The organism is Paraburkholderia phytofirmans OLGA172, assembly GCF_001634365.1.
Classification (GTDB): Bacteria; Pseudomonadota; Gammaproteobacteria; order Burkholderiales; family Burkholderiaceae; genus Paraburkholderia.
In genome coordinates this window covers 3875640-3899485 of record NZ_CP014578.1, presented here as the reverse complement: position 1 = coordinate 3899485, position 23846 = coordinate 3875640, and the positions used below count along the sequence as shown (strand labels likewise).

Sequence of the window (23846 nt, the reverse complement as noted above, 5' to 3'; positions counted from 1 at the left end):
CGCATCGGGGTTTATTGAACGCGTTTTAGGCGATATTGTGTACCCGAGCAAATGGTGCCAACATGTCTGCATAAATTTTACGGGAGTGGTTGTGAAAGGAAAAACGATAGCAATTGGAATCGTTGGTTTTGTTGTTGCGCTATTTTTAAGTGGAATCATCCACAACACTGTTTACCCGGAAAAAACGGCGTTACCGTCTCCAACGCCCGATAGCGTTCGAAAGGAAATGCAGGCGCAGGTTGATACTGATGCTGCTGCTACCAAAGCAATAGAGCGATCAAAAGCAGAAAAGATGGTCGCCCTTGGCGTGGTCAGTAAGACCTATGATGCTATGCGCGATCAACAATCGATGACCGTATCAAGTTTGGGGGTGATTGATAAGCCTGAAGCTATGACCGCTTGCTTGGCTTATGCGGCTAAAAATGGATTTGGTGGAATTGATCGTGGAACAGCCGTTTGGCAACTTAAAAAAGGTGGAGTATTCAAATTCGCAATCGACAACAATGCATTGTGGAATAAAGAGTGCGGCAACAAAGAGTCTGACGATTACACAAGTGTAGGTCGTTACGTGTTGGAAGAATTGCAGAAAAAGGGTTAGGGCTGCCGGTCGCCTTATAAAGCAGCAACGCCGCTTCTGTGAACTACAGTTCAGTCACATTCAGCTTTGCCAACTTCACCCTGTGGTTCGCACGGCCATCTGACGCACTGGCTTCAACGGCTTCGGGGCTTCGACCTTGTCGAACCGCTGGTCGCGCAGTTCACGGCAAAGTTGTACGAGAAGCGGGCCGGTTAAACAGATCGGTTGATGGTAGCTGTCTCTGTCCCCGATCTGTTGCAGGATTAAATTCGCGGGCCGCGCAGTAAGGGAATTCTTCGTCAGTACGCGGCATCATCCTGACGGGTTCAGCCAAGCTTTCGCGCCAAATCGGCGGCAGACGGATGGTAGTACCGCTTCAGCATCCCTAAGTTCCTGTGTCCCGACACCGCCGCGAGTTCGATCAAATTTGGCAACTTTTGCGCCAGTCGTGTGATGGCCGTATGCCGCAGGTCGTGCCAGTGGAAGTCCGTGATCCCTGCACGTTTGCACGCCTTCCTGAAGGCCGCGTGTAGCGTGTTGCCTTTGACCGGAATTACCGTGCCATCAATGGAACGGGGTAGGTCGGCCAAGATGCTGACTGCCTTCTTGGACAACGGGACGGTTCGCGCTGTCCCGTTCTTCGTGATCGGCAAGTACGCGGTCTGGGCTTCGAGATTGACGTTCGACCACCGCAATTCAATCAACTCGCCGCGTCTCATGGCCGTTTCCAAGCTCAGGATTGTTGCCGGAAGCAGCCATATGCTCCGCCTTTCGGTCGGAATCATTGCAGCAAGAAGGAGCGTTTCTTCGTCGGTGGTGAGCACACGATCTCGACCTTGGGGCGAAGGCGGTTTACGAACCAGTGTGACCGGGTTCGCAATGTTGATGTCCCACTCACGACGGGCGTGATTGATGATCGCCGATAGGTACGCCAGTTCCCGAATTACCGTGGCTGGCTTCACTTTTTTCAGCCGTTCGTCCCGATAAGCCGCAACTGCCTTCGGGGTCAACGCGGCCATGCTGAGTTTCGCGAGTCTGGTGCGGCAGGTAGCGCGAAGCCGCGATATTTCGTCCGCACCGCTGCGTCTTGTGGGGCAAACGTCGGTGATGTAGTGCTCAATGATGTCTTCGAGCGTGTTCGCTTCGGCTTCACTGCGACTAACGAAACTCCCACGATCCATCTCGGTTTCGACGGATCGCGCCCACTGTTCTGCATCGGCGCGGGTATTGAAGGTCTTTACTTCGACCGGAAACCCCTTCCGGCGAATGCGTACCTGCCATTTGTCCTTTCTGCGGTGTATAGCGGCCATTCCTGTTCCTAAGTGGAGCAGGATTGGAGCAAGATCGATTTTTCGTATGCCAGCAGTCAGACTTGTAGCGATTCTGTCAGGCGATGGCTTCGTTGCAGCATCAAGCGCAGCGTTGAATTAAGACTTATAAAACAGTGCCTTAACTCTCCGCCACCCAGTCGCCCGACTTCCCGCCATGCTTCTCCAGCACCTTCACATCGGTGATCGTCATGCCGCGATCCACCGCCTTGCACATGTCGTACACCGTCAGCAGTCCGACCTGCACGGCGGTCAGCGCTTCCATTTCCACACCCGTGCGTCCCAGCGTTTCCACCTGCACAGTGCAATGCACGCCGGGCAGTTTTTCATCCAGGTCGAAGTCCACTTTGACGCGCGTCAGCGCCAGCGGATGACATAGCGGGATCAGATCGGCGGTGCGCTTCGAACCTTGAATCGCAGCGATGCGTGCGATCCCGATCACGTCGCCCTTCTTGGCGTTGCCGTCGCGGATCAGCACGAATGTCTCCGGCAGCATGCGAATCGAGCCACGCGCGACCGCGATGCGCCTGGTCTCCTGCTTACCGCCGACGTCCACCATATGCGCCTGGCCGGCGGCGTCGAAATGAGTGAGTTCAGGCATGGTTGGGCTCCTTCAGAGGGCGCCTATCATAGCAGTGTGGTTCGACGGGCCGGGATGATTACAATTGGCCCATGCCCGCTATCTTAGTCCGAGCGGCGGGCGTCGCTTTTCGACTTCGTCATATCGACCTCGCGATGCGTTCGAAACGGTTTCTTGCTGCGTTATTGTCTGTCGTGCTCGCGGCGCCGCCGGGCGCGTTTGCGCAATCGCGCACGGCTTCGAGCACGAACCTCGCGCTCAACATGCCGTCCGCGGAACCGCCGCTGGTAAGCGGTCCGGTTGAAGCTTTCGCCGACCCCATCGTGCCGCCGGGACTCGCCCAAGGCGTGTTCGGCGTCTATGGCGGCGCACAGAGCCGCTTTTCCGGTAGCGCTGGCGCGAGCACCAGTTGGCGCGCCCCGATCGTCACGCAGCAACTGCCCGACCTCGGCAACGGCGGCTCCGGCTCGCTCACGCCGCAAGCCGAGCGCAAGCTCGGCGAGCGCGTGATGCGCGAGGTGCGCCGCGACCCCGACTATCTCGACGACTGGCTGGTGCGCGACTACCTGAACTCGGTCGCCGCGAAACTCTCTGCGGCGGCGAGTGCGCTATACATTGGCGGCTATCGTCCGGACTTCGAGCTGTTCGCGGTGCGCGACGCGCAGATCAACGCGTTCTCGCTGCCGGGCGGTTTTATCGGCGTGAACACCGGTTTGATCGTGACGACGCAAACCGAGTCCGAACTCGCCTCCGTGCTCGGCCACGAGATGGGGCACGTCTTGCAGCGGCATATTTCGCGCATGATCACCGCCGGCGAACGCGGCTCCTATGCCGCGCTCGCCGGCCTGTTGTTCGGCATTCTGGCGGGCGTGCTCGCGCACAGCGGCGACCTTGGCAGCGCGATTGCGATTGGCGGCCAGGCCTATGCGGTCGACAACCAGTTGCGTTTCTCGCGCTCCGCCGAGCAGGAAGCGGATCGCGTCGGTTTTTTGCTGCTGGCCGGCGCCGGCTACGACCCCTACGCGATGACCACGTTTTTTGGCCGTCTCGATCGCGCGGCAATGAACGACACAGGCATACCGGCCTACGCGCGCACTCATCCGCTGACTGGCGAACGGATTGCCGACATGGAAGACCGTGCGCGCCGAGCGCCTTACCGGCAGCCGCATCAGACGTCCGAATACGGTTTTGTGCGGGCGCGGGCGCGCTTGCTGCAGGACCGCTCGCGCAGCGAATACGCCGATGAGATTTCGCGCCTGCGCTCCGAAATCGAGGACCGTACCGCAGTGAACGTCGCGGCGAACTGGTACGGGATTGCGTATGGGCAGATGCTGCTCGAACGTTACGACGATGCGGCGGCATCGCTGGCTGCGTCGCGCGCTGCGTTTGCAGCCGGCGAACGCGGTGAAGGTGAGCCCATGCGCAGTTCGCCGAGTCTCGATGTGCTGGCGGCCGACATCGCGCGCCGCGCCGGGCGCGATGACGAGGCGGCTCGTCTGGCCGAGTTCGCACAGAAGCGCTGGCCGCAGTCGAACGCCGCGATCGACATGCATATCCAGACCTTGCTGACCTTGAAGCGATTCGCCGACGCGCAGGCTTTGGCTTTGAAGGAAACGCGTGCACAACCCGATCAGCCTGCCTGGTGGATGTATCTCGCGCAGTCAAGCGCCGGCAGTGGCGATGCGTTGACGCAGCATCGGGCTTTGGCCGAAAAATTCGCGCTGGAGGGGGCTTGGCCGTCGGCCATCCGGCAACTGAAGGAAGCGCGGGATCTGAAGACGATCGGCTACTACGATCTCGCGACCGTCGATGCCCGGTTACATGAAATGGAGAGCCGCTATAAAGAGGAGCGGCTTGACGAGAAGAGTTAGGGGCTGCCGGCTTGCGCTATCTGACACGGAACGTGGGCTGCGCAAAAAACCAGGCGATAAGTAAGCCGGCAAATAAGCCGGCAAACGACCTAGACATTCGCCGCCGGACTATCGACAAACCCGAACCGCGCGGCAACCTCATTTCGCTGCACCCCCTGCAAGGGCAACACAACTCCATTGTTCCAGCGGAACGCCCCGCTCATCGAGTCATCGCCCAGCGCTGCGTGGTCGGAAAAAACCTCGAGGTCATGATCGTGCAAAACAGCGACTCGCAGTGGCGCGGAGGCATCGACAAACAGAACCCCACCTTCGTCGTCGACAAACACAGCCGAAGGCTCGAAAGCCCCACCGGCCTGGTCAGTCAAAGCAAGCACCCCAGCGGCATCGGCTGACAACCGCACCACCCACGGCGTATAACCCAACTCGATATAGACCCGCTGCGGTCCATTCTGAAAAAACCACTGCCCGCGTTCATCGGCGTCGTAATTCCGATTGATGAATCCGAGCAACGCCTCATGCCGAATCGGCGTACCGGGCGCACCGCTGGCCTGAGCGGCTTCATCCCGCATGCGCCAGTTGCCGCGCCGGTCCAGCATCAGCCATCCCGTGCAACTCGGCACGTTCGGCCATTTGGCCAAAGCCTGCTTGACGACGTCATCCATGATCGACGTACCGCTCCAGATAACCGAACACGCGCCGCGACAACCAGTCGATGCGGCCCGGGAAGGGGCCGGTCATAAAGCCAGCGTGGCCGCCGTGCCGGGGTTGATCGAGTTCTACAAATTCCGACACCTCGTGCGGCGCCGGTAACGCCTCGGCCGGCAGGAACGGGTCGTTGCGCGCGTTCAGCACCAGTGTCGGCACGGCAATGCCAGGCAACAACGGCCGTGTGGTCGCGCTGCTCCAGTAGTCGTCGGTATCGCGGAAGCCGTGCAGCGGCGCCGTCACCACGTTGTCGAAGTCGTACATCGTGCGGCTCGCCAGCATGGCGTCGCGGTCGAACAGTCCGGGAAACTGCGCCAGCTTCTGTTCGGCCTTCTGTTTCAGCGTCTTCAGGAAACTGCGCGTGTAGACCATGCCGAAGCCCTGCGACAACGCGCGGCCGCCGGCATGCACGTCGATCGGCGTCGAAATTGCCGCGGCGGCCGAGAGCACCGGCGACGCATCTTCGCGCCGTTCGCCGAGCCAGCGCAGCAGTACATTGCCGCCGAGCGACACGCCCGCCGCCACGATCGGCCCCCGATGCGTGGCGCGCAGGCGGCGGAGGATCCAGTCGACTTCGTTGCTGTCGGCGAGATGATAGAAGCGCGGCAACAGATTCAGCGGTCCGCTGCAACTGCGAAAGTGCGGCACGACGCCGTGCCAGCCGTACTCGCGCGCGGCCGCCATCAACGTGGCGGCATAGTGCGACGTGGAACCGCCTTCGAGGCCGTGAAACAGGACGAACAGCGGAGCGTTGTCGGCGGGAAGGCTAAACGAGGAGGCGGGGGCGAGCGCAGAGGCGGCTCCGCCGTCATGCACCACCCAATCGAGATCGATGAAATCGCCGTCCGGCGTATCCCAGCGTTCGCGCCGGAACGTGATGGCCGGGCGGCGCCCGAACAGCGCAGGGACGATGGTCTGCACGTGCCGGTTCGGCAGCCAGAGGGGCGCACGGTAGAACAGATCCACGGTGGCCGTGGCGCGTGCCGCGCCGGTGGAAGCGGATTGATTGTGTGCCGTCCCCCAATCCCCCGATCCCCTATGGGGACTTCCGTCGGGACGGTGGACTTCCTGCGGGGCGAGGGACTTCCTGCGGGGCGTGCTCATGCCAGTGTCGAAGCAAAAAGGTAAAACCGGTATAACAGATGAGAAACGCAGATGAAACGCCCGTCAGGCATCAGTGCAACGACCCCTGGCCATGTCGCATCTTCGTGGCGAACTGACTGGCGGCCTCATTCGGCATCGGACTCGCGTGAATATGAGCGATCCGCCACTCGCCGCGTTCGTGGACCATGACGTAAGTGGTGAACACCATGGTGGGGGGAGCCTTTGGATCGGCCGGGCGGTGCGCTTCGGCGATCGCATAGACAACTGTGCCGAGGCTGTCGTAGACGCGAATATCGAGCGGTTCAATCGAAACGGGCGCGGTTTCGAGCTGGATCTGCAAGCCGGCGCGAATGCTGTCGAGGCCGTGCAGGTGGGAGCCGTCGGCGCAGATGCAGCTAACGAACTCCTCATCGATCCACAGGCCCATCAAACTATCGATATTGACCTCGGCGATGGCCTGGTAATAGGCGTTCAGCGTATCGGCGGCGGCTTCGAAGATATGGGCAAAACGTGGCATGGCTCGTCAGTCTCTTGTGCGTGGCGCGCGGTTGCGGGGCGGCGGTCAGCGGGACAGTCCGGAGCACCGGACAATCGCACCCAAGCGCGAGGATGCCCGCGCCGCAAGGCGCGAACATGACGCGACGCGCTCAGAGGCGTGCGGTGTTGCGTGCAAGTATCAGTCGAATCAGTTTGGCTCAACGTTGCGCCAGCAACATGCCGCGCAAATCGCCGAATACCTGCTCGGCGCTCAACTGCTTCAGGCAGTTCAGATGCCCGAGCGGACACTCGCGCTGAAAACAGGGGCTGCATTCGAGATGAAGCCATTGTACCTTCGCAAGCTCGGACAAGGGCGGCGTGTGGCGCGGATCGGTCGAACCATACACGGCCACCAGCGGACGGCGCAGCGCGGCGGCCACGTGCATCAAGCCTGAATCGTTGGTGACGACTGCGTTGGCCCGCGAGATCAGCGCGCAAGCCTCACCCAGCGCGGTTTGGCCGCACAGGTTACGCACGTTTGGCGCTCTCTCGGCGATGGCCTGAGCAAGCGCCGCGTCTCTGGGCGAGCCGAGCGCGATGATCTGCGTGTACGGGAACGACTGACCGACGATCTGCGCGAGCGCTGCGAAATGCTCCGGCGGCCAGCGCTTGGCCGGACCGTACTCGGCGCCAGGGCAGAACACCAGCAGTGGCACGCGCGTGTCCAGATTGAAGCGTGCCGATACGCGCGACGCTTCGTTCAGGTCAGCATCGAGCCGCGGCATCGGCAGGTCGTCGGGGATCCTGGCGCCTGGCGCGTAGGCGAGGGCGGCGTAGTGGCCGACCATCGGCGGCCGCTCGTCCTTGCGCGGATTCGCGTGGCGCACGTTCAGCAAGCCATAGCGGCTTTCGCCGGTATAGCCGATGCGTAGCGGAATGCCCGCCATCCACGGAATCAGCGCCGACTTGAGCGAATTCGGCAGGACATAGGCCGCGTCGTAGCCGACATCGCGCAAGTCGCTCGCCAGTTGCCAGCGGCGCAGCATCTGCAGCTTGCCGTGCGCGAGGTCCGTTGCGTAGACGTCGCGGATCTCGGGCATGCGTTCGAGCACAGGTGCAACCCACGAGGGCGCGACCGCGTCGATCACGATGCGCGGATGCAATTTCACGAGGCGCGCAAACAGCGGCTGCGCCATCAATGCGTCACCGATCCAGTTCGGTGCGATAACCAACGCGCGACGCATCAGAGTGAGTGTCCGGTATCGAAATGAAGCGCCGCGCGCGCTATGCGCGTGGCGTTCGATTGTGTCAAAAGGGAAAAGCCGCGAGCTTGCAATGCGGATCAGGTAAGGCCGGCCCCGCCGCGGCTGCGGCTTTGCTGCGAAGCGCTCGCCTGACCGCCACCTGCTGCAATAGCAAAGCCGGCCCGTCACGTGACGAACCGGGCAGCGGGTGGCCCGGCAAAGAGCGTAGCAAGCGATCAGCGCTCAGTGCGCAATGATCAAGGTTAGTGACCCTTGACCACCTCGCCGTCACGCAGCTTGTAGCGCGTGCTGCAATACGGGCATTTGGCTTCGCCGTGCGTGACGTCGATAAAGACGCGCGGATGCGCGCTCCAGCGCGGCATGGCCGGATTCGGGCAATACGCCGGCAGGTCTTTTGCCGACAGTTCGACCAGCGGCATTTCCTTGATTTCGCTCATGGGGACTTTCTCAATTTATACAGGGTCGTGCATCGCACCGCCCAAAGGCCGAGGACTCAAGGGCGGGGCAGCGCGCGTTAGATCTTGGTCAGCCAGTGCGCGTACTTCTCGCTCTTGCCGTTCACGATGTCGAAGAAGCCCGATTGCAGCTTCTCGGTGATCGGGCCGCGTGCGCCCGAGCCGATCGTGCGGTTGTCGAGTTCGCGGATCGGCGTGACTTCGGCGGCGGTGCCGGTGAAGAACGCTTCGTCGCAGGTATAGACTTCGTCGCGCGTGATGCGCTTTTCGATTACCTGGATGCCCGCGTCGCGCGCCAGCGTGATGACCGTGTCGCGCGTGATGCCGTCGAGGCACGACGACAGATCCGGCGTGTACAGCTTGCCGTTGTTCACGAGGAAGAAGTTTTCGCCGGAGCCTTCCGACACGTAGCCGTCCACGTCCAGCAGCAGCGCTTCGTCGTAACCGTCGGCAATTGCTTCCTGGTTGGCGAGGATCGAGTTCACGTACCAGCCCGAGGCCTTGGCGCGGACCATCGACACGTTCACGTGATGGCGCGTGAACGACGAGGTCTTCACGCGGATGCCCTTGGCAATACCGTCTTCACCGAGGTAAGCGCCCCACGGCCAGGCGGCGATCGCCACGTGGATCGTGTTGCCCTTGGCCGACACGCCAAGCTTTTCCGAGCCGACCCAGATGATCGGGCGCAGGTAGCAGGATTCCAGCTTGTTTGCACGGACCACTTCGCACTGCGCGGCGGCCAGCGTTTCGTGGTCGAACGGCACGTCCATCTGGAAGATCTTGGCCGAGTTCAAGAGGCGCTTGGTGTGCTCCTGGAGGCGGAAAATCGCCGTGCCGCCGTCCGCCGTCTTGTAGGCGCGCACGCCTTCGAAAACGCCCATGCCGTAATGCAGCGTGTGGGTGAGCACGTGGATCTTGGCGTCGCGCCAGTCGATGAGCTTGCCATCCATCCAGATCTTGCCGTCGCGGTCGGCCATTGACATACGATTCTCCAGCAGTGCGGTGAAAGAGCGTCATTTTAGCGTCTTTTGCACACGAAACGGGCATTTGGCCGCACACCGGGCGCTATAATTCGGCGCACGCATAATTCAAATCCGGATGCGCCAGCGGGTGCTTGACGACCTGGCGCCGACTTCCCTTCGTTGCGGCGCCGCCCGGCGCCCGCGTTTCGCCTCATGCTCGCTCGCCTGTCAGATACCGATCGCCGTGCCTTCCGTGAGGGCGCGCGCGACTATTCGCCCACGCTAATGGCAATTTTCTCCTGGGGCCTCGTCACCGGCATTGCAATGAGCAAGTCGGTGCTCACGCTGCCGCAGGCGCTCACCATGTCGCTGCTGTGCTACGCCGGATCGTCGCAACTGGCCGTGCTGCCGCTGCTGGCCGCCAAGCTGCCGATCTGGACCGTGCTGCTCACCGCCGCCATGGTCAATACGCGTTTCGTGATCTTCAGCGCCGGTCTTGCGCCGCATTTTTCCTATCTGCCAATGTGGCGGCGCATCGTGTTGGGCTACTTCAACGGGGACGTGATCTATCTGCTGTTCCAGAAGAAGAGTTTCCAGAGCGGCTACGTGCCGGGCAAAGAGGCGTACTTCTGGGGCATGGCGGTGTGCAGCTGGCTGTCGTGGCAGGTGTCGTCGATCGTCGGCATCCTGCTGGCGAGCCTGATTCCGGACAACTGGGGCCTCGCGCTCGCGGGCACGCTGGCGCTCTTGCCGATCATGGTGTCGGCGATCGCCACGCGTTCCACGCTGGTTGCCGTCAGCATCGCGGGCCTGGTGTCGCTGCTCGCTTTCGACCTGCCGTACCGGCTTGCGCTGCCGCTCGCGGTGATCGCGGCGATTGTCGCGGGCAGTGCCGCCGACCTGATGGTCGAGCGCGCCGACTTGCGCCGCATCCGTAACAGCGCCGGAGGTACCCAATGACATCCACGCAGATCTGGCTGGCCATTATCGGCATGACCTTCGTCACCGCCGTGACACGCGCCATGTTTCTAATCGGCGGCGAGCGCACGGTTTTGCCGGCGCGCGTGCAGCGGATGTTGCGCTATGCGCCGGCCGCGGCGCTTGCCGCCGTCGTGCTGCCCGATGTGCTGGCGACGCCGGACGGGCTCTCGTTTGCGCTGTCGAACCACGAGTTTTACGCGGCGCTGGCCGGTCTTGCGTGGTTTTTGTGGCGGCGCACCATGCTCGGCACGATTGTGGTGGGAATGGTCGTGTTCACGCTCTTGCGCCTCGTTATGTAATTGATCGAGGCGGGAATGCTGCATTGCGACATGCGCGGCGCATTCTTCAAATACGGGACATTCGCCGGTTGCGGGTTAGAAGGTCGTGTGGATCAGTTAAAATGGCCGTTTCCGGGATAAGCGCGCCGGTGCATGGCGCGACAGCCGCGGCCATGCCGCCGGCGCCCGATTCAGTGGAACCGCTGCCGTGCCAAAGCGCTGGAGTTTGCCGCGCCTGGATGCCAGCGCGTCATCCGCCACCGCCTTCTCATCAACTCGCACATACACGCCCATGAACAAGGTATTGCGTCTCTCCGATCTGATCGCCGAAGGCAAGCTAGCCGGCAAACGCGTGTTTATCCGCGCCGATCTGAACGTGCCGCAGGACGATCACGGCAACATCACCGAAGACACCCGCATCCGCGCCTCTGTGCCGGCGATCAAGGCAGCGCTGGACGCAGGCGCCGCCGTGATGGTCACGTCGCACCTGGGCCGCCCCACTGAAGGCGAATTCAAGCCGGAAGACTCGCTTGCGCCGGTTGCGAAGCGTCTGGCCGAGCTGCTCGGCCGTGACGTGCCGCTGCTCGCCAACTGGGTCGAAAACGGCGTGAACGTCGCGCCGGGCCAGGTCGTGCTGCTGGAAAACTGCCGCGTCAACAAGGGCGAAAAGAAGGATTCAGACGAGCTCGCGCAAAAAATGGCGAAGCTCTGCGACGTCTACGTGAACGACGCGTTCGGCACCGCGCACCGCGCCGAAGCCACCACGCACGGCATCGCCAGATATGCGCCGATCGCCTGCGCCGGCCCGCTGCTGGCCGCTGAACTCGAAGCGCTCGGCAAGGCGCTGGGCGCGCCGAAGCGTCCGCTGGTGGCGATCGTCGCCGGCTCGAAGGTGTCCACCAAGCTGACCATTCTGAAATCGCTGGCCGACAAGGTCGACCAGCTGATCGTCGGCGGCGGCATTGCCAATACGTTCATGCTGGCGGCTGGCCTGAAGATCGGCAAGTCGCTCGCCGAAGCCGATCTGGTCAACGAGGCCAAGGCCATCATCGACGCAGCGAAAGCCCGCGGCGCCTCGGTGCCGATCCCGACCGACGTGGTCACGGCCAAAGAGTTCTCGCCGACCGCCAAGGCTGAAGTCAAGGCAGTGGCCGACGTGCAGGACGACGACCTGATCCTCGACATCGGACCGGAAACCGCCAAGGTGCTCGCCGCACAGCTGGAAAAAGCCGGCACGATCGTGTGGAACGGGCCGGTCGGCGTATTCGAATTCGATCAGTTCGGCAACGGCACCAAGACCCTGGCTGAGGCGATCGCCAACTCGGCGGCTTTCTCGATTGCAGGCGGCGGCGACACGCTCGCGGCGATTGCCAAGTACGGCATCCACGACAAAGTCAGCTACATCTCGACGGGCGGCGGCGCCTTCCTCGAGTTCCTCGAGGGCAAGACACTGCCCGCTGTCGCAGTTCTGGAATCGCGGGCTTAACGTGGTGACGCGCTCCCCCTCAGCGAAGTCTGCAAAAGCGCAGGGCGGTCAGCGCGGCAGCAAGTCGCCGCGCAACGCCGCAGCAGCAACGGCAGGGGAGCGCGAAGCGCGCTCCGCCGCCACCACGGCCGCAGCCGGATCTGTTGAATCTGTGATTGCGCAGCAGGAAGAATCCGGGTCGCCCCCAGCGCTCGCGGAGTTGACCACTGCCAACGAGACCGCGGAATTGTCCAACGGACAAGCCGCCCACTCGCCGGCGGAACTCCCGGACGAAGAGGTCGCGCTCGCACCCCCACCGGCCCCCCCCGTGCTGGTGTCGAATACCGCTTCACCCCATAAAGCGACGCTGGTTTCAATCGGCGCGCAGCCCCCCGTAGCACCCTTCGGTGCGCAGCCTCCGCATCCGACTCGCAGCGCTCATTCCAGCGATCCCATCCAGACGAGGAGACTCATGCATCGCGCTACCAAGATTGTCGCTACCATCGGACCGGCTTCCAGTACGCCGGAAATTCTGCTGCAAATGATTCGAGCAGGGTTGGACGTGGTGCGGCTCAATTTCTCGCACGGCACCGCCGACGACCACCGCCAGCGCGCCGAATTCGTGCGCGAGGCGGCCCGCCAGGCCGGCCGTGAAGTCGCCATCATGGCCGATCTGCAAGGACCGAAGATCCGGGTCGGCAAATTCGAAAACGGCAAGATCATGCTGGCCGCCGGCGAGCCGTTCGTGCTCGACGCCGACTGCGAACTCGGCAACCAACAACGCGCCGGTCTCGACTACAAAGACCTGCCGCGCGACCTGAAGCCGGGCGACGTGCTGTTGCTCAACGACGGCCTGATCGTGCTGGACGTCGAGCGCGTGATCGGCAGCGAAATCCACACCACCGTGAAGATCGGCGGCGAGCTGTCGAACAACAAGGGGATCAACCGCCAGGGCGGTGGCCTGTCGGCGCCGGCGCTGACCGCGAAAGACATGGAAGACATTCGCACGGCGATGTCCCTCGGCGTGGATTTCGTCGCGGTATCGTTCCCCAAGAACGCCACCGACATGGAAATGGCCCGCCAGCTCGCGAACATCGCGGGTGCGCCGTACGGGATCAAGCCGAAGATGATCGCGAAGATCGAGCGGGCGGAAGCGATTCCGGCGCTGCAAGGCATCCTCGACGCATCGGACGGCATCATGGTCGCGCGCGGCGATCTGGCCGTGGAAGTGGGGAATGCGGCAGTTCCCGCGCTGCAAAAGCGCATGATTCGGATGGCGCGCGAATCGAACAAGTTCGTGATCACCGCGACCCAGATGATGGAGTCGATGATCTACGCGCCGGTGCCGACGCGCGCCGAAGTGTCGGACGTCGCCAACGCGGTGCTCGACGGCACGGACGCGGTGATGCTGTCGGCCGAATCCGCAGCGGGCAAGTACCCGGTGCAGACCATCGAGACGATGGCGGCGATTTGCCTCGAAGCCGAGAAGTCGGAGCAGTCGGAGCTGGACAAGGATTTCCTCGACCGCACGTTCACGCGAATCGACCAGTCCATCGCCATGGGCGCGCTGTTCACGGCTTATCACCTGGGTGCGAAGGCGATCGTCGCGTTGACCGAATCGGGTTCGACCGCGCTGTGGATGTCGCGTCACTGGACGCATGTGCCGATTTTCGCGCTCACGCCGCGCGTGGGCAGCGAACGGGCGATGGCGATCTACCGCAACGTCACGTCGCTGCATCTGGACACCAGCAGCGACCGCGATACCGCGTTGCAGCAGGCGCTGGAGACCGTGGTCGGCAAGGGCTACGCGTCGCGCGGCGACATGGTGGTGCTCAGCGTCGGCGAGCCGATGGGCCAGGCAGGCGGCACGAACACGCTGAAGATCGTGCGCGTCGGCGAGCCGTATTGATTTGGCGGCAAGCATCCTGCGTGGGATCGGAGTAAGAGCTATGGGACCTGAGTAAGAGCTTTGCTTGGGATCAGAGTAAGAGCTTTGCATGGGATCAGAGTAAGCGCTGAAGCGCTAACTCTGATCGACAGCTAAAGCGCTAACTCTGATCGACAGCTTTGCATGGGACCTGAGTAAGCGCTAAAGCGCTAACTCAGGTCGACACAGGCTTGGCCCAAGCGAAGCAGGTTGTCATGTCCCGCGAGAGGCGGCGCACAGACTCCAATCGCGCGTGAAGGAAAACGCGCTTTAGGGAATGTGTGAACGGGTATGCAGCTTGCTTCGCGATAAAATCGCCAAAAAAAGATGCCGACGGCACAGAATTCGTTTCAATCTAAGGAGTTACAGCATGCCTCTCGTATCAATGCGTCAATTGCTGGATCATGCCGCCGAAAACGGTTATGGCATTCCAGCCTTCAACGTGAACAACCTGGAGCAGGTGCAGGCGATCATGGCCGCGGCCGACAAGGTCAACGCCCCGGTCATCATGCAGGCATCGGCCGGCGCGCGTAAATACGCGGGCGAGCCGTTCCTGCGTCATCTGATCGAAGCCGCGGTCGAGTCGTACCCGCATATTCCGGTCGTGATGCACCAGGATCACGGCCAGTCGCCGGCGGTCTGTATGGCGGCGATCCGCAGCGGTTTCACCAGTGTGATGATGGACGGTTCGCTCGAAGCCGACGGCAAGACGGTGGCTTCGTACGAATACAACGTCGAAGTCTCGCGCAAGGTGGTTGAAGCGGCGCACTCGATCGGCATCACGGTGGAAGCGGAACTGGGCGTGCTCGGTTCGCTGGAAACCATGAAGGGCGACAAGGAAGACGGCCACGGCGCGGAAGGCACGATGACCCGCGAACAACTGCTGACCGACCCGGAGCAGGCCGCCGACTTCGTCAAGCTGACCCAATGCGACGCACTGGCGATCGCGATCGGTACGTCGCACGGCGCGTACAAATTCAGCAAGAAGCCCACGGGCGACATCCTGTCGATCCAGCGCATCAAGGAAATTCACCAGCGCATTCCGAACACGCACCTGGTGATGCACGGTTCGTCGTCGGTGCCGCAGGAACTGCTCGCGGAAATCCGCGAATTCGGCGGCGACATGAAGGAAACCTACGGCGTGCCGGTCGAGGAAATTCAGGAAGGCATCAAGAACGGCGTGCGCAAGGTCAATATCGACACCGACCTGCGTCTGGCGATCACCGGTGCGATCCGCCGCTACATGGCGACCAATCCCGGCAAGTTCGACCCGCGCGATTACCTGAAGCCGGCGCGCGAAGCGGCGATGAAGATCTGTCTCGAGCGCTTCACGCAATTTGGCTGCGAAGGCCAGGCTGGCAAGATCAAGCCGGTTTCGCTTGATAAAATCGCGGAGAAGTACAAATCGGGCGAACTCGCGCAAGTCGTCCGCTAAGCTATAACCAAGCTCTACATCTGGCTGATTGGCCAGGTTGTCGTTCGATCGCCGTTCCCGCATCATCCGGGGAACGGCGTTTCCCTTTTGTTCCGGTCACACTTTTTGCCCCACTTTTAGCGAACCACGACGATGTCTACCCTTTACGAATCCACGCTCCACTCGCTGCCGCTGCTTGGCCGCGGTAAAGTCCGCGACAATTATGCGGTGGGCAACGACCAGTTGCTGATCGTCACGACCGACCGTCTGTCGGCGTTCGACGTCATCATGGGCGAGCCGATTCCGAATAAGGGCCGCGTGCTCAACGAAATGGCGAACTTCTGGTTCGAGAAGCTGAAGCATGTGGTGCCGAACCACCTCACGGGCGTGGCGCCCGAATCCGTGGTGGCGGCTGACGAAGTCGAGCAGGTCAAGGGCCGTGCAGTGGTGGTGAAGCGCCTCGAGCCGATCCTGGTCGAAGCGGTGGTGCGCGGCTATCTGGCCGGCAGCGGCTGGAAAGACTACCAGGCAACCGGTTCGGTGTGCGGTGTCGAACTGCCGCCGGGCCTGCAAAACGCGCAAAAGCTGCCTGAGCCGATTTTCACGCCGGCAGCCAAGGCCGAAATGGGCCACCACGACGAAAACATCACGTACAACGAGATGGAACGCCGCATCGGCACCGAACTGTCGGCCACGATCCGCGACATCTCGATCAAGCTGTACAAGGAAGCTGCTGACTATGCCGCAACGCGCGGCATCATCATCGCGGATACGAAGTTCGAATTCGGTCTGGACAATCACGGCCAGCTGTACCTGATGGACGAGGCGCTGACTGCCGACTCGTCGCGCTTCTGGCCGGCTGACCAGTATCAGGTCGGCACCAACCCGCCGTCGTTCGACAAGCAGTTCGTGCGCGACTGGCTCGAAACCCAGCCGTGGAAGAAAGAGCCGCCCGCGCCGAAGCTGCCGGACGACGTGGTCACGAAGACGGGCGAGAAGTACCAGGAAGCGCTCGAACGCCTGACTGGACACAAGCTCGCCTGATTGCGCGTAGCTGGGTACACCCGCGCTGCGTGAGAAAACGCAGGACCACCCCAAGTTGTCCGCTCAGGAGGAAGTCCCCTTGGGGGATCACCCCCCTCGGGGAGCCTGGCGCGAAGCGACAGGTCTGCGGGCGCTCTCAAGAAACAAGGAAGCCGTAAGATGAGTGAAGTCCAGACTGCCCATACGCATGCCGCGCCGGTTGTTGGCGTGCTGATGGGGTCCAGTTCCGACTGGGAAGTGATGAAGAACGCGGTTGCGATTCTGCAAGAGTTCGGCGTGCCGTACGAAGCCAAGGTCGTGTCGGCGCACCGGATGCCCGACGAGATGTTTGCGTATGCCGAACGCGCGCGCGAGCGCGGCATTCGCGCGATCATCGCGGGTGCGGGCGGCGCGGCGCATCTGCCGGGCATGCTGGCCGCCAAGACCACGGTGCCGGTGCTCGGCGTGCCGGTGGCGAGCAAGTATCTGAAGGGCGTCGATTCGTTGCACTCCATCGTGCAGATGCCCAAGGGGGTGCCGGTCGCCACGTTTGCAATCGGCGAAGCGGGCGCGGCGAATGCGGCGCTGTTCGCGGTGTCGATTCTGAGCGGCACGAGCCCCGAGTATGCGGAAAAGCTGGCTGCGTTCCGCGTGCGCCAGAACGAAGCGGCCCACGCAATGGTGCTGCCGGCGCTGTAAGCGCCAAGGCTGATTGTTTTTAGACGTCCCCTCATGTCCGACCCCCGGCCGGATGCCGCTAATGCACGTTTTGCATGCGCATCCGGCCGTGACCGACCACTAAGATGAACCCTGACAACACACCGGTTTCACCGATTCTGCCCGGCGCATGGCTTGGCATGGTCGGTGGCGGCCAACTCGGCCGCATGTTCTGCTTTGCCGCTCAGGCGATGGGCTATCGCGTCGCCGTGCTCGACCCGGACGAAAACAGTCCCGCGGGCGCGGTTGCCGACCGCCACATCCGCGCGCCTTACGACGACGAAGCGTCGCTCACCGAACTCGCGCGGCTGTGCGCGGCGGTCTCGACCGAGTTCGAGAACGTGCCGGCGGCGAGCCTCGATTTCCTCGCGAAAACTACATTCGTGAGCCCGGCCGGCCGTTGTGTCGCGGTGGCGCAGGACCGGATCGCCGAGAAGCGTTTTATCGCGTCGTCGGGCGTGACGGTGGCGCCGCACGTGGTAATCGAATCGTCGGACGCGCTGGCCGCGCTCGACGATGCGAAACTCGAAGCCGTGCTGCCGGGTATTCTCAAGACTGCACGCATGGGCTACGACGGCAAAGGCCAGATCCGCGTGCGCAACGCCGAGGAAGTGCGCGAGGCGCATGCGTCGCTGGCGGGCGTTCCGTGCGTGCTGGAAAAGCGCTTGCCGTTGAAGTTCGAAGTCTCCGCGCTAATCGCGCGCGCGGCGAACGGCGCGTCGGTGGTGTATCCGTTGGCGCAGAACACGCATCGCGACGGCGTGCTGTCGCACACCATCGTCCCCGCGCCGGATGCAAGCCCGACGCTGGTCCAGCAAGCGCAACAGGCCGCGCTGCAAATCGCGGACAAGCTCGGCTATGTCGGCGTGCTGTGCGTCGAGTTCTTCATTCTCGAAGACGGTTCGCTCGTCGCCAACGAAATGGCGCCGCGTCCGCACAACTCCGGCCATTACACCGTCGACGCCTGCGCGACCAGCCAGTTCGAACAGCAGGTCCGCGCGATGACCGGCATGCCGCTTGGCGACACGCGCCAGCATTCGCCGGCGGTCATGCTGAACATCCTCGGCGACGTCTGGTTCCCGGGCGGCCCGAAGGGGGCGGCGGTCACGCCGCCGTGGCACGAAGTCGCCGCCATGCCGGCGGCGCGTTTGCATCTGTACGGCAAGGAAGAAGCACGTTGCGGCCGCAAGATGGGTCACGTGAACTTCACGGCCGCGACGCTTGAAGAAGCCCGCACGGCGGCGCGCGATTGCGCGCGGCTCCTGCACATCCTCACGAGCTGACGCGAACGCCATGCCGGATCAAAGCAAACCTGCCGAAGGGGGCGCCGCGAGCGCCTTGCCTGTGAGCGCCGAGCAGATCGGGCACGCCGCCGCGCTGCTCGACGCGGGCGGCCTCGTCGCGTTCCCGACGGAGACGGTCTACGGACTCGGCGGCGACGCTGAAAATCCGGACGCGGTTGCGCGTATTTACGCAGCGAAGGGCAGGCCGGCGAATCATCCGGTGATCGTGCATCTGGCGCCGCAGGGCGATCCGAACTATTGGGTCGAGCATTTGCCCGCGGAGGCGCAGCGCTTGATCGATGCGTTCTGGCCGGGGCCGCTCACGTTGATCCTGAAGCGCGCGGCGCGAATTAATGCGGCGGTGAGCGGTGGGCAGGATTCGGTGGGTTTGCGCTGCCCGTCGCATCCGGTTGCTCAGGCTTTGCTGGAAGCGTTCAGCGCGTTGCGCGGTGGGCATGGTGGTGTTGCCGCGCCGTCGGCGAATCGTTTTGGTCATGTGAGCCCGACGACAGCGCAGCATGTGCGCGACGAATTCGGCAGCGCGATTCATGTGCTGGACGGCGGCGCATCGGATGTCGGAATCGAATCGACGATTCTGGATTTGTCGCGCGGGTTTCCGGCGCTATTGAGGCCGGGGCGGGTCACGCCACAAGATATCGCCGATGTGCTCGGTGAAGCGCCACGTCTCGCTGACGGGTCAGATGCGACGGCACCGCGGGCTTCGGGCACGCTGAAGGCGCATTACGCGCCGCGCACGCCGTTGGCTTTGCTGCCTTTTGATGCGTTGCAGACTTTGCTCGCGGCGCGCCAGGGCGATGAACGCGTTGCCTTGGTGGCGCGGGCTTCCCGCGCAGGGGAATGGGCTCATGCTGAAGGCGTGCATTTCATTGCCGCGCCTGAAGATCCGCACGTTTATGCGCGTGAGTTGTATGGCCTGCTAAGGGCGCTCGACCGCGCGGACGTAAGCCGGATTCTCATCGAGAAGCTCCCGGATACGATTGAGTGGATTGCTGTGAACGATCGGCTGGGCAGGGCCGCGGCGGCTTTCGAGGCGCTAAGTTAGGCTTCGCTTTTTGCCTGCAGGCACGGCGCAGACTATGCCGTCACGCAGGAAAAATTCAGTAAAGTCCTACCGTCTCAGGTGACCCATAAGAAAGCCTCACCCTCGCAGGCGCACAAACAACGGCGCCTCGGCCACAATAGAAAACGCCCAGCTTGACCAGCAAGCCGGGCGTTCGCAAAATCCAAAAACCACCGCCGCCAAGCCGGCAAACCAGACTTACTTGCCGAGCCCGCTCGCAGCCACCTGCTGCTCCACATACTGTGCAAAAAGTGCATGCACGTGCGTGGTCGGATGTACTAGGTCAGCAAACATATAAGTCTGGTCTGCGCCAGCGACCGTATAAGTCTCTGGGGAACAGAACAACGAGGACGCAAATGCCGTCGGATCAGGCTCGCCGAATTTGGCCGCGGCCGTTGCCATCGCGGTCAAATTACACGCCGTGCCCGTGTTCGTCACGGTGAAGCCGCTGGCCGCTGCATTGGCCATCAGCTTGTCCTGCCACGTGAACGCATCGATCGGAATGATTTTGCTGTAGATGCCGCCCTGCTGCAACGCGCCGGTCAATGCAGCGTTGTACACCTGCGTGATCCCCGTAATCAAAGCCGGAGCCTGTGCACCCAGGGTCGCGACCTGCTGCAGCGCCAACGGCGTCGAGCCGATATCCGGCACATTCGACACCACCACATGTGTCGCGCCGCTCTGCAAGATCAAGCCAACCTGCTGAGCCAATGCGGCCGCCACCGGCCCAAGCGTCTTGAGCGTTTCCGTTTGCACCGCCACCTGTTCGTTCATGCCGCCGGCGATGTCCGTCGTGATCGCCGTCGCCAGCGCCGGGAGTTGCTCGAAAATGTCGTTGGCACCGCCGTTGACCAGCACCAACTGGTCCGAGTTGAAGCTGCCGTGCGCCGTCAGATAGTTCTGTACCTGTGCCACGATCGGCGTCGTGGTGGCCTGTGCATAGTCAGGCTGGCCGGCCGGTGCGTGCCCTTCGCCATTCGGGTCTACCACGCGCGCTCCACCTTGCGCATAACCGTTACCCGACGTGTTCACGAGCGGTTGACCAAAGCCGCCGAGCGCCGCCGCCGACAACGTGCCGCCGTAGTACTCGGCAACCTTCTGGGTCCACACCTCACCCGGATTCGTCGTGAAGCGGCCACCGCCGAAGTTCGCCTGAATCACCGGCGCGTACGTACCGACATCCGACAAGCTGTCGCCGAACGATACGACCTGCAATTTCACGCCGCCCGCCGGCGTGCTGCTCGAGCTGTTGTTATCGCTGCCGCCGCCGCAAGCCGCGAGCAGCGCAAACGCGGCACTTGCTGCGGCGATCTGCGTGACGCGTACGAAACTGCGTTTCTTCGATGCTGTTTGATTCATGTTGACTACATCTCCTCGTATGGGTGGCCCTGATGCCATGTATTGCAGGCAGCGCCCACCGCGTCGGCGGCGTGGCGACAGCTTACAGAATCTTCTACGGCCTGCGCGGTGTTTGAAACGCGGCCGTATGGTTTTCTTCAATGCCCGTATCTTCGCCGGATGCCGCGGCATTGGCGCTCGCGCCGGCGGCGCGGCGCGCATGATAATTCGCGGCCCATGCGGGCGGTGCGAACAGCGCGCGCCACTTGTTGCGCCAGCCTCGCACGCTCACGAAATCGGCGGCCATCGACGCCCATTCATGAAACGTCGCCTTCAGCGGGTTATACGTATGGAGCGGCTCCACGATGCCGTAATCCGGCGCTTCGTGCGGATCTTCCTCGACATAGCTGCCGAACAGGCGATCCCAGATCACCAGCACGCCGGCATAGTTGCGGTCGATATAGCGGCCGTTGCGCGCGTGATGCACGCGGTGAATCGACGGCGTGTTGAACACGTATTCGAGCCAGCCGAGTTTGCCGATCGTCTGGGTGTGCACGAAAAACTGGAAGCCGAGGTTGATCAGCACGATGGCCACGATCTGCTTCGGCGGAAAGCCGAGCACAGCGAGCGGAATCCAGAACAGCCACATGCCGGCAATCGGATACATCAGGCTCTGGCGGAATGCGGTCGAAAAATTCATCCGCTCCGACGAGTGATGCACGACATGCGCGGCCCATAGCCAGCGCACGCGATGGCTGCAGCGGTGGAACCAGTAATAGAGCAGATCTTGAGCGACGAACAGCACGACGAACGACACCCAGCCCGGCCGCCACGTGGTGACGCGATAGTGATCGTAGAAAAACGCATAGACGGGGATGATCGCGAGCCACGCAAGCTTGTCGGCGGCTTGCTGCATCAGTGCGAGCGCGGCGTTGCAGAACGTGTCGCGCCAGCTATAGAGTTGCGCGCCGGGGCGCGTGCGCCGCAGGTGCCACGCCTCCCAGCCAATGCATGCGAGAAAGACTGGCGCCATGGCGAGCAGCAGCAATTCGGCATCGAATTGCATGGTGTCTTCCTCCGTGGTCCCTGACCGCTGCGCTTGCCGCAGCGGACGTTGTCGTTTTCGTTTGATCGGGCCACGTGACCGTAACGGGTGCGCGGCTCGTGCGCTACGTGTTACGTTTTACGCGCTCCTCAAACACTGCCCGACAGCGTACACGCTTGGGCGCGTTGCGGCGCGCGGGTTCTATAGAAGGAATCTTCAATGGGCGCCGCGCTTGTGCGGGTTTTTCCTGGGCTTGCGGCTGCGCGGTTCGGCGACGCGCTCGGAGACCTTCGTGAATCCCTGGGACGGTCCCTGATACACCCATTCGAGCAAGGCGTCGTGCGCGGCGCGCGCGGCCTCCGAATGCGGGTCGTTGATCAGGCTCACCACCACGTAGCTGTTGCCATCCGCCGAGGCCACATAGCCCGCGATCGCACGCACATCGCGCAGCGTACCGGTCTTGATGTGCGCGTTGCCGCCCGCGCCCTGGTTGGTCAAGCGGTTGCGCATCGTGCCGTCGACGCCCGCAATCGGCAGCGACTCCACGAATACCTGGGCGACCGGACTCGCATTGGCCCGCTGCAGCAGATCGGCGAGCGAGAGCGCGGTAACGTGCTCGTCGCGCGACAGACCCGAGCCGTTGTCGAGCGTCAGGTATTGCATGTCGACGCTGTCGCGGCGCAGAAACGCCTCGATGGCGCGCGCCGATTTCGCGGGCGTGGCGGGCGGGTTTTCTTCCTTCGCGCCGATCGTCAGGAACAGATTGCGCGCCATGGTGTTGTTGCTGAACTTGTTGATGTCGCGAACGATGTCGGCGAGCATCGGCCCCTGGTGCGTGGCGACGAGGCGCGCGCCGGCCGGCACCGGGCCTTCGCGGGGTGCGCCGCTGAAGGTGCCGCCGGTTTGCTGCCACAGGGCGAGGAAGCCGCCTGCGAAGAACGCGGAGTGGTCGAGTACCGCGACGTTGATCGTGCGCGGGCCGCAGCGCACCGAGTAGTCGCCGTCGAACGACGCCACCACAGTGCCGTTGGGCTGCGGCGTCACGGTGGGCGAGACGGAGGCGGCGTCGCCGCGGCACGGGCCATTGACGGCGTGCATCTGATTGTCGATATGCAACTGCGAGAGCGCCGGCAGCACGTCGATGGCGACGCTGCCGTCCGGGGCAGGCGTCAGTGTGAACGACAGCGATTTGAAGGCGTACAGCAGCGGATCGGGGCCGACGTTGTATGGTGCGGTGGCGTCGTCGTCGAACGGTGGCAGGTCGCGCGTGGAGGCATCGAAGTAGCGCTTGTCGAGCACCAGCGCGCCGTCGACGCCGTTGATCCCCGCCTTGTGGATCTTCTGCACGAGGTCGATCAGTTCCTCGGGAACGAGTTTCGGATCGCCTGTGCCCTGAATGTACAGATTGCCATGCAGCACGCCATTGGCGTCAAGCGTGCCGTCCGCGTACGCGCTCGTGCGCCAGCGATAGTCCGGGCCGAGGATCGACAGGCCGGAGTAGGTGGTGACGAGCTTCATCGTCGAGGCGGGCATCATCGGCGTGCCGGCGTTCAGCGCGACGATCGGCGTGCGGTCGCCGACTTTTTCGACCACCACGCTGATCGACGACAAGGGCACGTGTGCGCGCTGCAGGCCGATCATGACCGGCTGCGGCAGCACCGTGGTGACGTTGACGTTCGGATGCGTGGCCTTGACGCGCGCCTGCGCGGCAAGCGGCAGCGCGGCTCCGCAGCCGAGCGCGGCGCAGGCAAGCAGCAACGCCGCGGTGCGCGGCGCGAACCGGCGAGGCAGGGAGTCGACGGAAGCAGAGGAGCGTGGTCGCAGCGCCACACGGCGTGCGAGAGAGGGCAAAAAAGCAGGCAAACAAGCGAGCGTCATGAAAAGGCGAAGAAGCGAGATTTCGGGGCGCGGTGGCGCGCGGCAATCCAGAGTGTGTCGAAGCGTCGCGTGACGCGCGGAAAACCGCGGCG

General features: G+C 62.9%; 22 protein-coding genes. 11 read left to right on the top strand and 11 right to left on the bottom strand.

Annotation, left to right across the window (positions count from 1 at the left end; all coding sequences use genetic code 11):
• Positions 1-91 precede the first annotated feature (91 nt).
• The gene (locus AYM40_RS17110; RefSeq protein ID WP_148662194.1) at positions 92-598 is read left to right on the top strand and encodes a hypothetical protein; all 507 of its coding nucleotides are present in this window, start codon (positions 92-94) and stop codon (positions 596-598) included.
• A 305-nt stretch (positions 599-903) separates the two neighbouring features.
• Here the strand turns inward: AYM40_RS17110 and AYM40_RS17105 are convergent, their stop codons facing one another.
• Together AYM40_RS17105 and moaC are read right to left on the bottom strand one after the other, a co-directional pair.
• Positions 904-1887 (bottom strand): tyrosine-type recombinase/integrase, encoded by a 984-nt coding sequence (locus AYM40_RS17105; RefSeq protein ID WP_063497251.1) that lies wholly within the window; start codon positions 1885-1887, stop codon positions 904-906.
• Positions 1888-2026: 139 nt separating this feature from the next.
• Entirely contained in the window at positions 2027-2506 is a 480-nt protein-coding gene (gene moaC / locus AYM40_RS17100; protein WP_063497250.1) for a cyclic pyranopterin monophosphate synthase MoaC, read from the bottom strand.
• 134 nt (positions 2507-2640) lie between these two features.
• Here moaC and AYM40_RS17095 point away from each other — a divergent pair, with 134 nt between their 5' ends.
• Positions 2641-4356: a M48 family metalloprotease gene (locus AYM40_RS17095; RefSeq protein WP_063497249.1), complete on the top strand. Its 1716-nt coding sequence runs from the start codon at positions 2641-2643 to the stop codon at positions 4354-4356.
• Positions 4357-4445: 89 nt separating this feature from the next.
• On the opposite strand, the gene AYM40_RS17090 is transcribed toward AYM40_RS17095, so the two are convergent.
• The 6 genes from AYM40_RS17090 to AYM40_RS17065 form a co-directional block, all read right to left on the bottom strand.
• The gene (locus tag AYM40_RS17090; protein ID WP_063497248.1) at positions 4446-5018 is read right to left on the bottom strand and encodes a DUF2946 family protein; all 573 of its coding nucleotides are present in this window, start codon (positions 5016-5018) and stop codon (positions 4446-4448) included.
• Positions 5011-6165, bottom strand: coding sequence for a YheT family hydrolase (locus AYM40_RS17085; RefSeq protein WP_236720858.1), 1155 nt, complete (start codon positions 6163-6165; stop codon positions 5011-5013). The genes AYM40_RS17090 and AYM40_RS17085 overlap by 8 nt, the downstream gene beginning before the upstream one ends.
• 70 nt (positions 6166-6235) lie before the next feature.
• Positions 6236-6682 carry a nuclear transport factor 2 family protein gene (locus AYM40_RS17080; RefSeq protein WP_063497246.1) on the bottom strand — a complete coding sequence of 149 codons (447 nt, stop codon included), beginning with the start codon at positions 6680-6682 and terminating at the stop codon, positions 6236-6238.
• Between the two features lie 178 nt (positions 6683-6860).
• Positions 6861-7886, bottom strand: a complete 1026-nt coding sequence (gene waaF / locus AYM40_RS17075) for a lipopolysaccharide heptosyltransferase II (protein ID WP_063497245.1) — start codon at positions 7884-7886, stop codon at positions 6861-6863.
• 263 nt (positions 7887-8149) lie between these two features.
• Positions 8150-8344 carry a zinc-finger domain-containing protein gene (locus AYM40_RS17070; protein WP_007180502.1) on the bottom strand — a complete coding sequence of 65 codons (195 nt, stop codon included), beginning with the start codon at positions 8342-8344 and terminating at the stop codon, positions 8150-8152.
• A 77-nt stretch (positions 8345-8421) separates the two neighbouring features.
• Positions 8422-9345, bottom strand: a complete 924-nt coding sequence (locus AYM40_RS17065; RefSeq protein ID WP_063497244.1) for a branched-chain amino acid transaminase — start codon at positions 9343-9345, stop codon at positions 8422-8424.
• A gap of 192 nt (positions 9346-9537) precedes the next feature.
• On the opposite strand from AYM40_RS17065, the gene AYM40_RS17060 reads away from it, so the two are divergent.
• The 9 genes from AYM40_RS17060 (at position 9538) to AYM40_RS17020 (ending at position 19475) form a co-directional block, all read left to right on the top strand.
• A complete protein-coding gene (locus AYM40_RS17060; protein WP_063497243.1) occupies positions 9538-10284 on the top strand; it encodes an AzlC family ABC transporter permease in 747 nt (248 codons plus the stop codon).
• A complete protein-coding gene (locus AYM40_RS17055; RefSeq protein ID WP_063497242.1) occupies positions 10281-10604 on the top strand; it encodes an AzlD domain-containing protein in 324 nt (107 codons plus the stop codon). Before AYM40_RS17060 ends, AYM40_RS17055 begins: the two co-directional genes overlap by 4 nt.
• Before the next feature lie 271 nt (positions 10605-10875).
• A complete protein-coding gene (locus tag AYM40_RS17050; RefSeq protein ID WP_063497241.1) occupies positions 10876-12069 on the top strand; it encodes a phosphoglycerate kinase in 1194 nt (397 codons plus the stop codon).
• Positions 12070-12520: 451 nt separating this feature from the next.
• Positions 12521-13957: a pyruvate kinase gene (pyk, locus tag AYM40_RS17045; RefSeq protein WP_063498081.1), complete on the top strand. Its 1437-nt coding sequence runs from the start codon at positions 12521-12523 to the stop codon at positions 13955-13957.
• 388 nt (positions 13958-14345) lie between these two features.
• Positions 14346-15410, top strand: a complete 1065-nt coding sequence (gene fba / locus AYM40_RS17040) for a class II fructose-bisphosphate aldolase (protein WP_063497240.1) — start codon at positions 14346-14348, stop codon at positions 15408-15410.
• 132 nt (positions 15411-15542) lie between these two features.
• The gene (locus tag AYM40_RS17035; protein ID WP_028196245.1) at positions 15543-16433 is read left to right on the top strand and encodes a phosphoribosylaminoimidazolesuccinocarboxamide synthase; all 891 of its coding nucleotides are present in this window, start codon (positions 15543-15545) and stop codon (positions 16431-16433) included.
• Between the two features lie 159 nt (positions 16434-16592).
• On the top strand, positions 16593-17111 hold the full coding sequence (gene purE, locus AYM40_RS17030) for a 5-(carboxyamino)imidazole ribonucleotide mutase (RefSeq protein WP_063497239.1): 519 nt from the start codon (positions 16593-16595) through the stop codon (positions 17109-17111).
• A 104-nt stretch (positions 17112-17215) separates the two neighbouring features.
• Positions 17216-18412, top strand: coding sequence for a 5-(carboxyamino)imidazole ribonucleotide synthase (locus AYM40_RS17025; RefSeq protein ID WP_063497238.1), 1197 nt, complete (start codon positions 17216-17218; stop codon positions 18410-18412).
• Positions 18413-18422: 10 nt separating this feature from the next.
• Complete coding sequence (locus tag AYM40_RS17020) at positions 18423-19475, top strand: L-threonylcarbamoyladenylate synthase (RefSeq protein ID WP_063497237.1); 1053 nt, start codon at positions 18423-18425, stop codon at positions 19473-19475.
• Positions 19476-19691: 216 nt separating this feature from the next.
• Here AYM40_RS17020 and AYM40_RS17015 read toward each other — a convergent pair whose 3' ends face one another.
• The 3 genes from AYM40_RS17015 to dacB form a co-directional block, all read right to left on the bottom strand.
• Positions 19692-20852, bottom strand: a complete 1161-nt coding sequence (locus tag AYM40_RS17015; RefSeq protein WP_063497236.1) for an SGNH/GDSL hydrolase family protein — start codon at positions 20850-20852, stop codon at positions 19692-19694.
• Between the two features lie 94 nt (positions 20853-20946).
• Entirely contained in the window at positions 20947-21897 is a 951-nt protein-coding gene (locus tag AYM40_RS17010) for a sterol desaturase family protein (RefSeq protein WP_063497235.1), read from the bottom strand.
• Between the two features lie 195 nt (positions 21898-22092).
• On the bottom strand, positions 22093-23754 hold the full coding sequence (gene dacB, locus AYM40_RS17005; protein WP_063497234.1) for a D-alanyl-D-alanine carboxypeptidase/D-alanyl-D-alanine-endopeptidase: 1662 nt from the start codon (positions 23752-23754) through the stop codon (positions 22093-22095).
• Between the last annotated feature and the right edge of the window lie 92 nt (positions 23755-23846).